Genomic DNA, 13,480 nt, shown 5'->3' with positions numbered 1-13,480 from the left:
AAGGGTTTCTGTAAAGAAACCCTTTTTTAAATTCGAGTAAGGTCATTCCTGGCCAAATGCACTTTCATAACCACATTTTCAATGTAATAAGCACGATATAGCTCACACTAATCAACATTCAAGTCGCATACTATCCTTTATATCCACAATTTTAATATGGCTTAGTTTTTATTAATTTGGACAGGCCGTAGCCAGATTTTTAATTTGTGAAATGGTGTGCTTATGTGTGAAAAATATGTTGAAAGACCGCTTTATTTGTTAATTGCTGACTGGATGATGGCTGAGGATCGTTGGATCACCGCAAAGGAAATTTCCCGCCATTTTGATATTGAGCACTGCAAAGCGATTAATACGCTCTCCTATATTCTGTCTGAAGTGGGGGAAATCGTTTGTGAAGTTAAGATGATCCCTAATCAGATTGCCGGTCGGGGCTGTCAGTGCCAGCGGCTGGTGAAAGTCATCAGTATTGATTCCCATCTTTACAGCAGATTGAATCACAATTTGCAGGAAAAAAAGGTGAGCATGGCGAAAACGCCGCGCCTGTCAGCGGTTCCTCCAACAGAGCTCAACCGTGAGCAGAAATGGCAAATGATGCTCTCCAAGAGTATGCGTCGCTAATGGTCAGTTTGCCTGATGGCGGTACAAGCGGTGATTGACGCGTAGGCCGGATTAGCGTGAGCGCATCCGGCATCAATTACTGTGCTGATTTCGGCTTCACATCCGTCGTGCCTTGCAGGCGCGGTCGGTTTTTTTCGACCTGCGTTAGTGGCTGCGTTTCGTGTAAGCCAGTCTGACAGCGAATGGCAAGATCCTGATACTCTTTGGTGTTCAGCCGTTTCCAGTGTAGTTCCTGATCGGTGACTTCGCGCAGTACGCGAGCCGGTGAGCCAACCAGCATCTGTCTTGCCTCCCCCTGAAATCCGGCTTTGACAAAGCTCATGGCGGCAACAATGCTCTCTTCTCCAATCACTGCGCCGTCCATAATGACGCTGTTCATGCCAATCAAAGCATCCCGACCGACCACGCAGCCATGTAAAATAGCGCCATGACCGATGTGTCCATTCTCATGCACGATGGTATCGGTGTCGCAATAGCCGTGCATGATACAGCCATCCTGCAGATTAGAACCTGCCTCGAGGATCAGACGGCCATAATCACCACGCAGTGACGCGTGCGGGCCTATATACACACCGGCCCCCACAATGACATCGCCAATCAGCACGGCGCTGGGGTGGACATACGCATCCGGGTGTACGACCGGAATCAGTCCTTCAAAGGCGTAATAGCTCATGGTTGCTCCTCGCTTTTTTGCCGGATGGCGCTTATCGGGCTAACATGCCGTGTTCGTAGGCCGGATAAGGCGTTTATACCGCTATCCGGCATGTCTTGATTAACGGCCTTTCCACACCGGATCGCGTTTTTCCGCAAATGCCTGTGGTCCTTCCAGCGCATCTTCAGAGTGCAGGACAGCCGGATAGTGTTTCAGTACGCCGCTACGGATGTAGCGGTAGCCTTCTTCCACCGGCATTTCGCTGGTGGTGCGATAGATCTCTTTCAGTGCGGCGATAGCCAGCGGGGCGCTATTGACCAACTGCTGCGCCAGTTCACGCGCGCTATCCATCAGTTCGCCCTGGCTGACAACGCGGTTGACGATACCCCAACGCAGCGCTTCTTCGGCGCTCATTCGTCTGCCGGTCATCACCATTTCGTTGACGATTGCCGGTGGCAGCAGCTTAGGCAGACGCAGTACGCCGCCGCTGTCAGGCACGATCCCGAGCTTGGCTTCCGGCAGTGCGAAGCTGGCGTTTTCCGCGCAGACAATAAAATCCGCTGCCAGCGCCAATTCAAAACCACCGCCAAACGCATAGCCGTTTACCGCAGCGATGACCGGTTTATCGAGATCGAATATTTCGGTTAAACCGGCGAAGCCGCCTGGGCCAAAATCGGCATCTGGCGCTTCACCTTCAGCTGCCGCTTTTAAGTCCCAGCCCGCAGAAAAGAATTTCTCACCGCCGCCGGTGATAATCGCTACGCGTAATTCCGGGTCGTCACGAAAATTAAGAAACGCTTCACCCATGGCAAAGCTGGTTTTGGCGTCAATGGCATTGGCTTTAGGCCGGTCGAGGGTAATTTCCAGGATCGAGCCGTTACGGGTCAGATGTAATGAATCACTCATAGTTCATCTCCAGATAAATAGATTTCCCGGCAGGAGGAGTTCCTGTCGGAAGGGTTATTTCAGATTTTTTTTAATTATTTTTCCTGAACAATTGCGCGGCAGGTCGGTTCTGATCTCCATAAAAGAGGGAACCTTAAATTTCGCCATATTGTGTTCGCAGAAGCTGAAAAACTCGGCCTCGCTTAATGTTTCACCTTCATTCAGGACAATAAATGCTTTAATCGCTTCATCACGGATAGTGTCCTTGATACCGACAACAACAATGTCCTGAATTTTCGGATGTGCAGAAATGATATTTTCCAGCTCAACGCAGGAGACATTTTCCCCGCCGCGTTTAATCATGTTGCAGCGTCTGTCGACGAAATAAAAATAGCCATCCTCATCCTGATAGCCAGAATCACCGGTATGTAACCAGCCCTCAGGTTCCAGCGCTTTGGCGGTTGCCTCCGGTTGCGCGTAGTACTCTTTGAAGATGGTTTTGCCCGGCACGCCTTTAATACAGATTTCGCCAATTTCTCCGGCGGGCAGAGGACGGTTTTGATCGTCGCGGATTTCTGCTTCATAGCTAAAGCCGACACGACCAATTGAAGGCCAGCGCCGTTTGTCTCCTGGACGGTCGCCAATAATGCCGACGATAGTTTCTGTCATACCGTAGGAGGTCAGCAGCCTGACACCAAAGCGACCGGTAAAGTCGTCTTTTTCCTGCTCTGATAAGTTGAGGTAGAACATCACTTCACGTAGATGATGTTGCCTGTCCGTCGGTGAGGCGGGCTGTACCATCAGCGTTCTGATCATCATCGGGATGCATTCCGTCACCGTCGCTTGATATTTACGTACCTGGTCCCAGAAGCCCCGGGCGCTGTACTTCTCAATCAGCACGAAAGTGCTCCCTGATGAAAATGCCGGCATTGCAGCCGTGCACTGGCAGTCGATATGGAAGGCGGGCATCACCGTCATGTACACATCATCATCGCGCAGGGCGATCTGCCAGGCAGAGTAGTAACCTGCAAAACGCAGGTTGTAGTGGGTAATCACCACCCCTTTAGGCCGCGAGGTGGTGCCTGAGGTAAACAGAATTTCTGCCGTGTCGTCAGTGGATAGCGCAGGTGTATAGCATAGCGTGGCCGACTGTCGGTCTTTCAGGAGGGAAAAGTGGCTCACGCCGTCATCCGCCGGAAGCCGATCGCCAATCAGACAGATGTGATTCAGTGGTGTCTCGTTTTCCAGGCGTATCTGGCGGTACATAGGATAAAACTGGGCGCTGGTGACCAGCAGGCGCACCTGACTGTTTCGCAGGATCCAGGCGCTTTCTTCACCCAGCAGACGGGCATTGATCGGGACCATAATGGCACCGATTTTTGCCAGTCCAAACCAGCAAAAAATAAACTCCGGACAGTTATCCAGATGCAATGCGACCTTATCGCCCTTGCGGACCCCTAAGGAATGGAACAGGTTTGCCGTGCGGTTAATCTCTTCATTGAGCGAGGCATAGCTAAACTGCTGAACGTTTCCTTCGCAGGATTCGAAAATAAGTGCCGTTTTATCTCCGTACGCCCCGGCCAGGTCGTCCCACATCTGACGTAAGTTTTGTCCGCCAACGATATCCATATTGCTTTATCCACTGAAAACAGGCGTGAGCGCTAACCAAACCCGTGGGTTAGCGCGTCGCGTTTATTCCTCAACCCTGGCCAGGCCTTTGCCGACCAGCTCATTTATGTCTGCTTCGCTATAACCGATATTTTTCAGAATGGCGGCGGTATCCATGCCGTGTGATGGCATGCCACGCCAGATTTTCCCCGGATTATTTTTGAATTTCGGCATGATGTTTGGCCCTTTGCAGGTGCGACCATCCATCGTTTGCCACTGAGTAATGGATTCACGGGCAACGTACTGCGGGTTGCCTTCCAGTTCTGGAATAGTCAGTACTTTCGCGCAAGCGATGTTCAGCTCGGCAAAGCGTGCCTGGACCTCGGCAATCGTGTGTTCCGCCAGCCAGGCATCCAGTTTTTCTTCGACTAATGGGCCGTATGGGCATTCAACGCGATGGATAAGCTGAGTGCCTTCCGGGACTTCAGGGGTACCGAGGATGTGAGCCAGACCAATATCTTTAAAGCACTCGTTGATTTGCGTGATACCAACCAGTTCCATAACAATGTAGCCATCAGCACATTTGTACAGACCACAACCGGCGTAGTAGGGGTCTTTACCTTTGGTCATGCGTGGGCAAATTTCGCCGCCGTTGAAGTAATCCATCATGAAGTACTGACCCATACGCAGCATCACTTCGTACATGGCAACGTCAATACTTTCCCCTTTCCCTGTTTCGCGCACTTTGTGCAGCGCAGCCAGCGCGGCGGTGGTTGCGGTCATGCCAGAAAAGTAATCGGCGGTGTATGGGAAGGCGGGCATAGGTTGATCAACGTCGCCGTTTTGGATCAGATAGCCGCTGAATGCCTGCGCGATGGTGTTATAAGCCGGAAGATTGGTGTACTCCTCGGTGCCAAACTGACCGAAGCCGGAAAGGTGGGCGATAACCAGTTTCGGGTTATGCTCCCACAATACCTCATCAGTAATGCCGCGACGGGCAAAGGCCGGGCCCTTACTGGCTTCGATGAAGATGTCGGTGGTTTCCATTAATTTCAGAAACGCTTCCCGGCCCTCATCTTTGAAAATATTCAGCGACAGGGCGTGCAGGTTACGGCGTGAAAGCTGTGGGTAGTTTGGCTGTACGCGGATGGTATCGGCCCATGCCACGTTCTCTATCCAGATAACTTCCGCACCCCATTCGGCAAACATTTGCCCAGCGAACGGCCCGGCAATTTCAATTCCTGAAAAGACAACCCGCAGCCCGGCAAGCGGCCCAAAGGTTGGCATTGGTAAATGATTCATTCTTTTGCTCCTGGCAGTTAGTTGTAGGCCGGATAAGCACAGCGCCATCCGGCATCCCACTTAGCGGTATTGCTTGAGTACCGCACGACCCAACGTCAGGATCTGCATTTCGTCAGAACCACCAGAAACACGGTCAACGCGCAGGTCACGCCAGAAACGGGTAATGCGATGGTTGCCCGCGATACCCACGCCACCCAGTACCTGCATAGCACTGTCTACCACTTCGAACGCGGCATTGGCGCAGAAGTATTTGCACATTGCCGCGTCACCCGAGGTAATGGTGCCGTTATCCGCTTTCCATGCGGCTTCCAGTAGCATGTTTTTCATGGAGTTCAGTTTGATCGCCATATGCGCAAACTTCTCCTGAATCAGCTGGAAACGGCCGATAGTTTCGCCAAACTGTACACGCTGATTAGCGTAGCGCGCTGCATCTTCAAAGGCGCACATTGCCGTACCGTAGTTGGTCAGAGCGACGAGGAAACGTTCGTGGTCAAACTCTTCTTTTACGCGGTTGAAACCATTACCTTCCCGACCGAACATGTCTTTCTCATCCAGTTCGACGTCATCAAAGGTGATTTCACAGCAGCTATCCATGCGCAGACCAAGTTTCTCCAGCTTGTTGACCTTGATACCTGCTTTGCTCATGTCAACAAACCACTCGGTATAAACAGGTTTATCCGGCGATGCACCATCTCTCGCCATCACCACGATATACGGGGTATAGGCGCTACTGGTGATAAAACACTTACTGCCATTAAGATAAACCTTACCATTTTTGCGTGTATAAGTGGTTTTCAGACTACCAACATCTGATCCCGCTCCCGGTTCGGTGATCGCGGAGTTCCACATCTGCTTACCGGTTCCCTGGAACGCCATGATTTTATCAATTTGCTCCTGTGTGCCTTCACGCAGGAAAGTGTTAAAACCTCCAGGCAATTGGTACAACACGTAAGTCGGTGCGCCAAGACGACCCAGTTCCATCCAGATGGCGGCAACGGTGACGAAACCCGCTTCCAGACCACCGTGTTCTTCCGGGATCAGCAGGCTATCAATCCCCATATCCGCCAGTGCTTTTACAAAACGTTCTGGATAGACGCTGTCGCGATCGCACTCGGCAAAATAAGCTTCCCAGTTCTCACTGGCCATCAGTTCACGAATACCGGCGACAAACAGTTCCTGTTCGTCATTTAAGTTGAAATCCATCTTTCAGCCTCTTGATCAATTGGGTTAATGAGAATTACTTGTCTTTCCAGTGCACTTTGGCGTCTTTAATAAAGGACAGCGTTACCATGATGTTGACGAAGAACAGCGGACATCCCCCGGCAATGATGGCGGTTTGAATCGGCTTCAATCCTCCCAGCGCCAGCAGAACAATACCGATGATGCCCACCAGGACGGACCACCCGATACGGACCAGCAGCGGTGGTTCTTCACCGTCGCGAACTTCGCGACAGGTCGACATCGCCAGGGTATAGGAACAGGCGTTAATCAGAGTGACAGTGGCAATGAAGCAGAGGATAAAGAATCCCCACATCGTGGCGGTGCTAAATGGTAAGGCGGCCCAGGTTTCGATAATGGCGCGCGCCACACCGTGCTGTTCAATCAACTGCGGGATATTGAGGATGTTTTTATCCATCAGCAGCAGCGTGTTACTGCCAAGGACAGTCCACAGGATCCAGGTCGACGCGGTCAGGCCCAGCACCATCCCGAAGCACAGTTCACGTACGGTACGACCACGAGAAATACGTGCCAGGAAGATACTCATCTGGATGGCGTAAATGACCCACCATGCCCAGTAGAAGACGGTCCAGCCCTGCGGGAAGCCGCCTTTGCCGATAGCATCGGTATAGAACAACATGCGCGGCAAATACATCAGCAGCATCCCGACGGAGTCGGTGAAATAGTTCATGATGAAGCTGGCACCGCTGACGATAAACACCCAACCGAGCATCAGGAAACTCAGGTAGCTACGCACATCACTGGCGATCTTGACCCCTTTTTGCAGGCCACAGGCTACGCAAATAGCGTTCAGGATGATCCAGCAGGTAATGATGATGGCATCTAATTGCAGCGTATGCGGAATGCCGAACAGGTACTGCATACACTCGGTTACCAGCGGTGTCGCCAGACCGAGACTGGTACCCATCGCAAAGATCAGCGCCACCAGATAGAAGTTATCGACAATCGTTCCGAACAAGCCCTTTGCATGCTTTTCGCCAACCAGCGGCACCAGTGTAGAGCTGGGGCGGATGACGTCCATTTTGCGCACAAAGAAGAAGTAGGCGAAGGCAACGGAGAGGAAGCTATAGGTTGCCCATGGCAGCGGCCCCCAGTGGAACAGGCTGTATGCCAGGCCTATCTCTTTCGCACCTGTAGAGTTCGGGGCGAGAGCAAAGGGGGGCGTAGAGATATAGTAGTAGATCTCTATCGAGCCCCAGAACAGTACGGCAGCGGATGTACAGGAAGCGAACATCATAAAAATCCAGCTGGCGGTGCTAAATTCTGGTTTTTCGTCGCCTAATTTCTTTTTGGCGTACGGACCAAAAACCAGCCAGAACCAGCCGAAGAGCATGATGACCATATACCATTCAAATGCCCAACCCCAGACATTGGTGACATAACTAAATACCGCATTAATAACCACATTAGCGGCATCAAGATCTCTTACTGTTAGCCAGCAAAGTATCCCGACAATTATTAATGGCGGAAAGAAAACCTTAGGTTCAATTCCCGACTTTCTCTTTTCATTTTTCATAATTGAATTCCAGTGTGAAAACGAAATTTATTTAGCGTTCCCGTTTGTAATCTTTTGTTTATTTATTATTAATGATTTGTTGATAACTATTTAACCTCTGGGGCGCCTCAGTGAGTAACTCATAATGGGTATTCGTAACGGGTGGTTCTGTGATGTGTATCACGATTTTTTATGCTGGCAATTTTGGCTTGAATATCAATATTAATCCTTAATATTCAATTGTTTGTGGTTGGTTTTTTAACTTTTTTAAGTGTTTATCTTTCAATATTGTTGAACCAGCAAACAATATTGAAAATTTTCCTGTTTGACACATTTCTTTCAATATTGGTGAGATGCATAACACTATTGAAAGTTATGAATATCAATGTGTGACATTTTCAATATTGGTGATTAATGTTTTATTTCCGAATTAAAGAGCGTGATATTTGTATTTAACACCGCCGATATAAATAACGTTTCCTTCATGATTTCTGGAGATGCAATGAAGATAATTACTTGCTACAAATGCGTACCTGATGAACAGGATATTGCAATTAATAATGCTGACGGTTCACTGGATTTCAGTAAAGCGGATGGCAAAATCAGCCAATATGATCTGAATGCAATCGAAGCTGCGTGTCAGTTAAAACAGCAGCAAGGAGAAGCACAGGTTGTCGCTATGAGCGTGGGGGGGAAAGCACTGACCAACGCCAAAGGGCGTAAAGATGTGCTCTCCCGTGGCCCTGATGAGCTGATTGTCGTGATTGACGATCAGTTTGAACAGGCGCTGCCACAACATACCGCGAGCGCGCTGGCCGCTGCCGCACAAAAATCAGGCTTTGATCTGATTATCTGCGGTGATGGTTCTTCCGATCTTTATGCTCAGCAGGTTGGTCTGCTGGTGGGCGAAGCGCTGAATATCCCGGCGATTAACGGTGTGAGTAAAATCCTCTCTCTTACCGACAGCACGCTGACAGTAGAACGTGAACTGGAAGATGAAATTGAGACCCTGAGCATACCGCTGCCGGCGGTGATTGCGGTCTCAACTGACATCAACACGCCACAAATCCCTTCGATGAAAGCCATTCTCGGTGCAGCGAAAAAGCCGGTTCAGGTCTGGTCGCCAGCGGACATTGGATTTACTGGCGCACAGGCGTATTCCGTACAACAGGTTGCCGCACCGAAACAACGCGAGCGTCAACGCGTTGTGATTGAAGGCGACGGTGAAGAACAGATTGCCGCATTTGTCGAGAATCTTCGCAAAATCATTTAATTATCAGGGGATGTTATGAACAAGTTTTCCAGTGTCTGGGTATTCAGCGATACCCCTTCTCGTCTGCCGGAACTGATGAGTGGTGCGCAGGCTTTAGGTGAAAAGGTTAACACATTCGTACTGAATGACGCTGATAGCGCGATGGCATTCCAGCTAGGTGCGGATCATGCCTGGTTGCTCAGCGGTAAGCCAGAAGATCGCATGATGGAGGATTACGCCGGGGTAATGGCTGAGACGATTCGTCAGCACAGCGAAGGGGGGGCGGTACTGCTGCCGAATACGCGTCGCGGCAAGCTGTTAGCGGCAAAACTGGGTTTTCGTTTGTCAGCGGCAGTTTCCAACGATGCCAGTGCAGTGACATTGCAGGACGGGAAAGCAGCGGTCAAACATATGGTCTACGGTGGCCTGGCAATGGGAGCGGAAACCATCGCGTCACCGTTTGCCGTACTGACGCTTAGTAGCGGGACATTTGACGCCCAACAGCCAGATACCTCTCGTAACGGCGAGATGCACACCGTGCAATGGCAGGCTCCGGCCATTGCCGTGACCCGTACGGCAACTCAGGCGCGTCAGAGCAACAGTGTCGATCTTGACAAGGCTCGTCTGGTGGTCAGCGTGGGACGTGGTATCGGCAGCAAAGAAAATATCTCACTGGCCGAAGCGCTGTGTCAGACGATTGGCGCTGAGCTGGCCTGCTCCCGCCCGGTAGCGGAGAACGAGAAGTGGATGGAACACGAGCGTTACGTTGGTATTTCTAACCTGATGTTGAAACCTGAACTGTATCTGGCCGTGGGGATCTCCGGGCAGATCCAACATATGGTTGGCGCCAACGGCGCGCAGACGATCTTCGCTATCAACAAAGACAAAAATGCACCGATCTTCCAGTACGCGGATTTCGGCATCGTTGGTGATGCACTGAAGATCCTGCCTGCGCTGACGGCCGCCTTAGCGCGCTAAACCATATCGGGCAGGGTACGAGAGTACCCTGCTGCAGAGAGGAGTTTGTTATGTCCGAAGATATCTTTGATGCCATCATCGTGGGTGCAGGCCTGGCCGGTTCGGTTGCGGCGCTAGTGCTCGCCCGCGAAGGCGCACAAGTGTTGGTTATCGAGCGCGGAAATTCTGCTGGCGCGAAGAATGTCACCGGCGGGCGCATGTATGCGCATAGTCTGGAGCGCATTATCCCAGGCTTTGCCGAACAAGCCCCGATTGAACGTGTGATTACCCACGAAAAACTCGCCTTTATGACCGACAAAGGGGCGATGACTATCGACTATTGCAACGGTGAGGATGCTGCATCGTCGCAGGTTTCTTACTCCGTATTACGCAGTAAGTTTGACGCCTGGCTGATGGAGCAGGCCGAAGAAGCCGGCGCTCAGCTCATTACCGGTATTCGTGTGGATAACGTCGTGCAGCGCGATGGCAAAGTCGTGGGCGTGGAAGCCGATGGCGATATTCTGGAAGCGAAAGTGGTGATCCTTGCCGATGGGGTGAATTCTCTGCTGGCTGAAAAGCTGGGTATGGCAAAGCGCGTTCAGGCTGCACATGTCGCCGTTGGCGTGAAAGAGCTGATCGAACTGCCAAAATCAGTAATTGAGGATCGCTTTCAGTTGCAGGGTAACGAAGGCGCCGCCTGTCTGTTTGCCGGGTCGCCAACCGATGGCCTGATGGGCGGCGGCTTCCTGTATACGAATGAAACAACGCTCTCTCTGGGTCTGGTGTGTGGTCTTCATCATCTGAAAGACGCGAAAAAATCGGTCCCGCAAATGCTGGAAGATTTCAAACAGCATCCGGCTGTAGCGCCGCTGATTGCCGGTGGCAAGCTGGTGGAATACGCCGCGCACGTCGTACCGGAAGCCGGAATGAATATGCAGCCAGAGCTGGTAGGCGATGGCGTCCTGATTGCCGGTGATGCTGCCGGGATGTGTATGAATCTTGGCTTCACCATCCGCGGTATGGATTTAGCGATATCGGCAGGTGAGGCCGCGGCGAAGACAGTGCTTTCTGCCATGACGCGTGACGACTTTAGCAAGCAGTCGCTCGGTGAATACCATCAGCACCTGGATGATGGCCCAATGCGCGACATGCGCATGTATCAGAAACTGCCGGCTTTTCTTGATAATCCCCGCATGTTTACCGCTTATCCCGAAATGGCGGTCAGTATCGCGCGCGACCTGTTCACCGTGGATGGCTCCGCTCCGGTGCCCATGCGTAAAAAAATCCTGCGCCATGCGAAGAAAGTGGGTTTCATCAACCTGATGAAAGATGGCCTGAAAGGAGTGACCGTATTATGACATCTCCCGTCAATGTGGACGTCAAACTGGGCGTCAATAAATTCAATGTGGATGAAGAGAGCCCACATATCATTCTGAAAACGCAGCCGGATAAACAGGTACTGGAGGTGCTAATTAAGGCCTGTCCGGCGGGGCTGTATAAAAAGCAGGATGATGGCAGCGTGCGTTTTGATTATGCCGGGTGCCTTGAGTGCGGGACGTGCCGAATTCTCGGACTTGATACGGCGCTGGAGAAATGGGAATACCCGCGCGGAACGTTTGGCGTGGAGTTCCGCTACGGCTAATAAGTACGAGGTTGTGCCCCGTAGGCCGGATAAGATGCGGTAGCATCGCCATCCGGTAATCATGTGGCGCCAATGCCGGATGGTGGCGTAAACGCTTTATCCGGCCTACAGATGACGCTTTGCCCGTGTTGAAACAGGAAGTCGCTATGCAGCAGCCCAGGAACTTTGATGACATCAAATTTACCTCTATTCACCGCCGGATAATGCTGTGGGGCAGCGGTGGACCATTCCTGGATGGATATGTGCTGGTGATGATTGGTGTTGCGCTGGAGCAGCTCACGCCAGCGTTAAAACTGGATGCCGAGTGGATTGGCCTGCTGGGTGCCGGAACGTTGGCCGGGCTATTTGTCGGTACGTCGCTGTTTGGTTACATTTCCGATAAGGTCGGGCGGCGCAAAATGTTCATCATCGATATTATCGCCATTGGCGTGATATCGGCGGCGACGATGTTTGTGACCTCGCCCGTTGAGTTGTTAGTGATGCGTGTATTAATTGGGGTGGTTATTGGCGCCGATTACCCGATTGCGACCTCGATGATCACCGAGTTTTCCAATACCCGTCAACGCGCGTTCTCCATCGGTTTTATTGCCGCGATGTGGTATGTCGGTGCCACCTGCGCCGATCTGGTCGGCTACTGGCTGTATGATGTTGAGGGCGGATGGCGCTGGATGCTCGGCAGCGCCGTGATCCCCTGCATTTTGATCCTGATAGGCCGTTTTGATCTTCCTGAATCGCCGCGCTGGCTATTGCGAAAAGGCCGGGTGAAAGAGTGTGAAGCGATGATGATCAAACTGTTCGGTGAACCGGTGGTGTTCGATGAAGAAGCGCCACAGGAAACCCGTTTTCTTCAGCTGTTTAATCGTCGTCACTTTCCATTTGTTTTGTTTGTCGCGGCTATCTGGACCTGCCAGGTGATCCCGATGTTTGCTATTTACACTTTTGGTCCGCAGATTGTTGGCTTGCTGGGCCTTGGTGTTGGAAAAAGCGCCGCGTTGGGGAATGTGGTGATCAGCCTGTGTTTCATGCTGGGCTGTATTCCACCGATGTTCTGGCTCAATAGCGCAGGTCGTCGGCCGTTGTTGATTGGCAGCTTTATCATGATGACGCTGGCGTTGGCCGCTCTGGGGTTGATCCCGGATATGGGGGCCTGGCTGGTGGTGCTGGCTTTCGCTGTGTATGCGTTTTTCTCTGGGGGGCCAGGGAATCTGCAATGGTTGTATCCTAATGAACTGTTCCCTACCGATATTCGTGCGTCTGCCGTTGGTGTGATCATGTCATTGAGCCGCATCGGAACCATTGTTTCAACATGGGCACTGCCGATCTTCATCACGAAATATGGGATCAACTCCGTGATGTTAATGGGGGCAGGGATTTCGTTGATTGGCCTGCTGGTTTCTATTGCCTTCGCGCCAGAAACGCGAGGATTGACGCTGACGCAAACCAGTCAAATGACGATTCGTAGAAAACCGATGTCCAGAGCGAGTGGCTAAGAGTGTTCTGTATTTTCCCTGTGACTCAGTTAGTTAGCCTACAGTTAACGGGTATATCACTGAAAATGACTGAAAAGCAGGGAGAACACCATGCAAAAACATATTCTGATCACCTCCATTTTTACCGCCGCAGCACTGTTTACCGTTGCCGGTTGTTCCTCTAATCAGGCGGTCAAAACGACCGACGGTAAAACGATCGTCACCGATGGCAAACCGCAAGTGGATGAAGATACGGGCCTGGTCTCGTATAAAAATGCGGAAACAGGTAAGACGGAACAAATTAACCGCGATCAGGTTAAGAATATGAGCGAGCTGGACAACTAGTTCAGTTTTCTACATT

13 protein-coding genes are annotated in these 13,480 nt (G+C 51.4%); 7 read left to right on the top strand and 6 right to left on the bottom strand.

Annotation, left to right across the window (positions count from 1 at the left end):
- The first annotated feature begins 222 nt into the window (after nucleotides 1-222).
- Nucleotides 223-618: a carnitine metabolism transcriptional regulator CaiF gene (gene caiF / locus NNO03_RS15970; protein ID WP_202039541.1), complete on the top strand. Its 396-nt coding sequence runs from the start codon at nucleotides 223-225 to the stop codon at nucleotides 616-618.
- 76 nt (nucleotides 619-694) lie between these two features.
- Here the strand turns inward: caiF and caiE are convergent, their stop codons facing one another.
- The 6 genes from caiE to caiT all read right to left on the bottom strand — a co-directional run bounded on the left by caiE (nucleotide 695) and on the right by caiT (nucleotide 7,820).
- Nucleotides 695-1,291, bottom strand: a complete 597-nt coding sequence (caiE, locus tag NNO03_RS15965) for a carnitine operon protein CaiE (RefSeq protein WP_271449982.1) — start codon at nucleotides 1,289-1,291, stop codon at nucleotides 695-697.
- Nucleotides 1,292-1,390: 99 nt separating this feature from the next.
- Nucleotides 1,391-2,176: a crotonobetainyl-CoA hydratase gene (caiD, locus tag NNO03_RS15960; protein WP_271449981.1), complete on the bottom strand. Its 786-nt coding sequence runs from the start codon at nucleotides 2,174-2,176 to the stop codon at nucleotides 1,391-1,393.
- Between the two features lie 54 nt (nucleotides 2,177-2,230).
- On the bottom strand, nucleotides 2,231-3,784 hold the full coding sequence (gene caiC / locus NNO03_RS15955; protein ID WP_271449980.1) for a crotonobetaine/carnitine-CoA ligase: 1,554 nt from the start codon (nucleotides 3,782-3,784) through the stop codon (nucleotides 2,231-2,233).
- Nucleotides 3,785-3,847: 63 nt separating this feature from the next.
- On the bottom strand, nucleotides 3,848-5,065 hold the full coding sequence (gene caiB, locus NNO03_RS15950; RefSeq protein ID WP_271440463.1) for an L-carnitine CoA-transferase: 1,218 nt from the start codon (nucleotides 5,063-5,065) through the stop codon (nucleotides 3,848-3,850).
- A 60-nt stretch (nucleotides 5,066-5,125) separates the two neighbouring features.
- Entirely contained in the window at nucleotides 5,126-6,268 is a 1,143-nt protein-coding gene (caiA, locus tag NNO03_RS15945) for a crotonobetainyl-CoA dehydrogenase (protein ID WP_271449979.1), read from the bottom strand.
- Nucleotides 6,269-6,302: 34 nt separating this feature from the next.
- Nucleotides 6,303-7,820, bottom strand: a complete 1,518-nt coding sequence (gene caiT, locus NNO03_RS15940; RefSeq protein WP_271440464.1) for an L-carnitine/gamma-butyrobetaine antiporter — start codon at nucleotides 7,818-7,820, stop codon at nucleotides 6,303-6,305.
- A gap of 481 nt (nucleotides 7,821-8,301) precedes the next feature.
- On the opposite strand from caiT, the gene NNO03_RS15935 reads away from it, so the two are divergent.
- The 6 genes from NNO03_RS15935 to NNO03_RS15910 all read left to right on the top strand — a co-directional run bounded on the left by NNO03_RS15935 (nucleotide 8,302) and on the right by NNO03_RS15910 (nucleotide 13,464).
- Nucleotides 8,302-9,072, top strand: coding sequence for an electron transfer flavoprotein FixA (locus NNO03_RS15935; RefSeq protein WP_271449978.1), 771 nt, complete (start codon nucleotides 8,302-8,304; stop codon nucleotides 9,070-9,072).
- Nucleotides 9,073-9,087: 15 nt separating this feature from the next.
- Nucleotides 9,088-10,029 carry an electron transfer flavoprotein subunit alpha/FixB family protein gene (locus NNO03_RS15930; protein WP_271449977.1) on the top strand — a complete coding sequence of 314 codons (942 nt, stop codon included), beginning with the start codon at nucleotides 9,088-9,090 and terminating at the stop codon, nucleotides 10,027-10,029.
- 50 nt (nucleotides 10,030-10,079) lie between these two features.
- Nucleotides 10,080-11,366 carry an FAD-dependent oxidoreductase gene (locus tag NNO03_RS15925; protein ID WP_271449976.1) on the top strand — a complete coding sequence of 429 codons (1,287 nt, stop codon included), beginning with the start codon at nucleotides 10,080-10,082 and terminating at the stop codon, nucleotides 11,364-11,366.
- Entirely contained in the window at nucleotides 11,363-11,650 is a 288-nt protein-coding gene (gene fixX / locus NNO03_RS15920) for a ferredoxin-like protein FixX (protein ID WP_096758345.1), read from the top strand. The genes NNO03_RS15925 and fixX overlap by 4 nt, the downstream gene beginning before the upstream one ends.
- 146 nt (nucleotides 11,651-11,796) lie before the next feature.
- Entirely contained in the window at nucleotides 11,797-13,140 is a 1,344-nt protein-coding gene (locus NNO03_RS15915; RefSeq protein WP_271449975.1) for an MFS transporter, read from the top strand.
- 90 nt (nucleotides 13,141-13,230) lie between these two features.
- Nucleotides 13,231-13,464: a YgdI/YgdR family lipoprotein gene (locus NNO03_RS15910; RefSeq protein WP_271440470.1), complete on the top strand. Its 234-nt coding sequence runs from the start codon at nucleotides 13,231-13,233 to the stop codon at nucleotides 13,462-13,464.
- Nucleotides 13,465-13,480 lie beyond the last annotated feature (16 nt).

The organism is Citrobacter sp. Igbk 16, from assembly GCF_028069755.1.
Lineage (GTDB): Bacteria > Pseudomonadota > Gammaproteobacteria > Enterobacterales > Enterobacteriaceae > Citrobacter.
Note: the sequence above shows the minus strand (reverse complement) of the source record. Positions and strands in the feature narration are given on the sequence as shown.

Bases quoted from the DNA above. Each gene is read 5' to 3' on its own strand.
- caiF (WP_202039541.1), top strand. From the start codon at position 223: ATGTGTGAAAAATATGTTGAAAGACCGCTTTATTTGTTAATTGCTGAC.
- caiE (WP_271449982.1), bottom strand. From the start codon at position 1,291: ATGAGCTATTACGCCTTTGAAGGACTGATTCCGGTCGTACACCCGGAT.
- caiD (WP_271449981.1), bottom strand. From the start codon at position 2,176: ATGAGTGATTCATTACATCTGACCCGTAACGGCTCGATCCTGGAAATT.
- caiC (WP_271449980.1), bottom strand. From the start codon at position 3,784: ATGGATATCGTTGGCGGACAAAACTTACGTCAGATGTGGGACGACCTG.
- caiB (WP_271440463.1), bottom strand. From the start codon at position 5,065: ATGAATCATTTACCAATGCCAACCTTTGGGCCGCTTGCCGGGCTGCGG.
- caiA (WP_271449979.1), bottom strand. From the start codon at position 6,268: ATGGATTTCAACTTAAATGACGAACAGGAACTGTTTGTCGCCGGTATT.
- caiT (WP_271440464.1), bottom strand. From the start codon at position 7,820: ATGAAAAATGAAAAGAGAAAGTCGGGAATTGAACCTAAGGTTTTCTTT.
- NNO03_RS15935 (WP_271449978.1), top strand. From the start codon at position 8,302: ATGAAGATAATTACTTGCTACAAATGCGTACCTGATGAACAGGATATT.
- NNO03_RS15930 (WP_271449977.1), top strand. From the start codon at position 9,088: ATGAACAAGTTTTCCAGTGTCTGGGTATTCAGCGATACCCCTTCTCGT.
- NNO03_RS15925 (WP_271449976.1), top strand. From the start codon at position 10,080: ATGTCCGAAGATATCTTTGATGCCATCATCGTGGGTGCAGGCCTGGCC.
- fixX (WP_096758345.1), top strand. From the start codon at position 11,363: ATGACATCTCCCGTCAATGTGGACGTCAAACTGGGCGTCAATAAATTC.
- NNO03_RS15915 (WP_271449975.1), top strand. From the start codon at position 11,797: ATGCAGCAGCCCAGGAACTTTGATGACATCAAATTTACCTCTATTCAC.
- NNO03_RS15910 (WP_271440470.1), top strand. From the start codon at position 13,231: ATGCAAAAACATATTCTGATCACCTCCATTTTTACCGCCGCAGCACTG.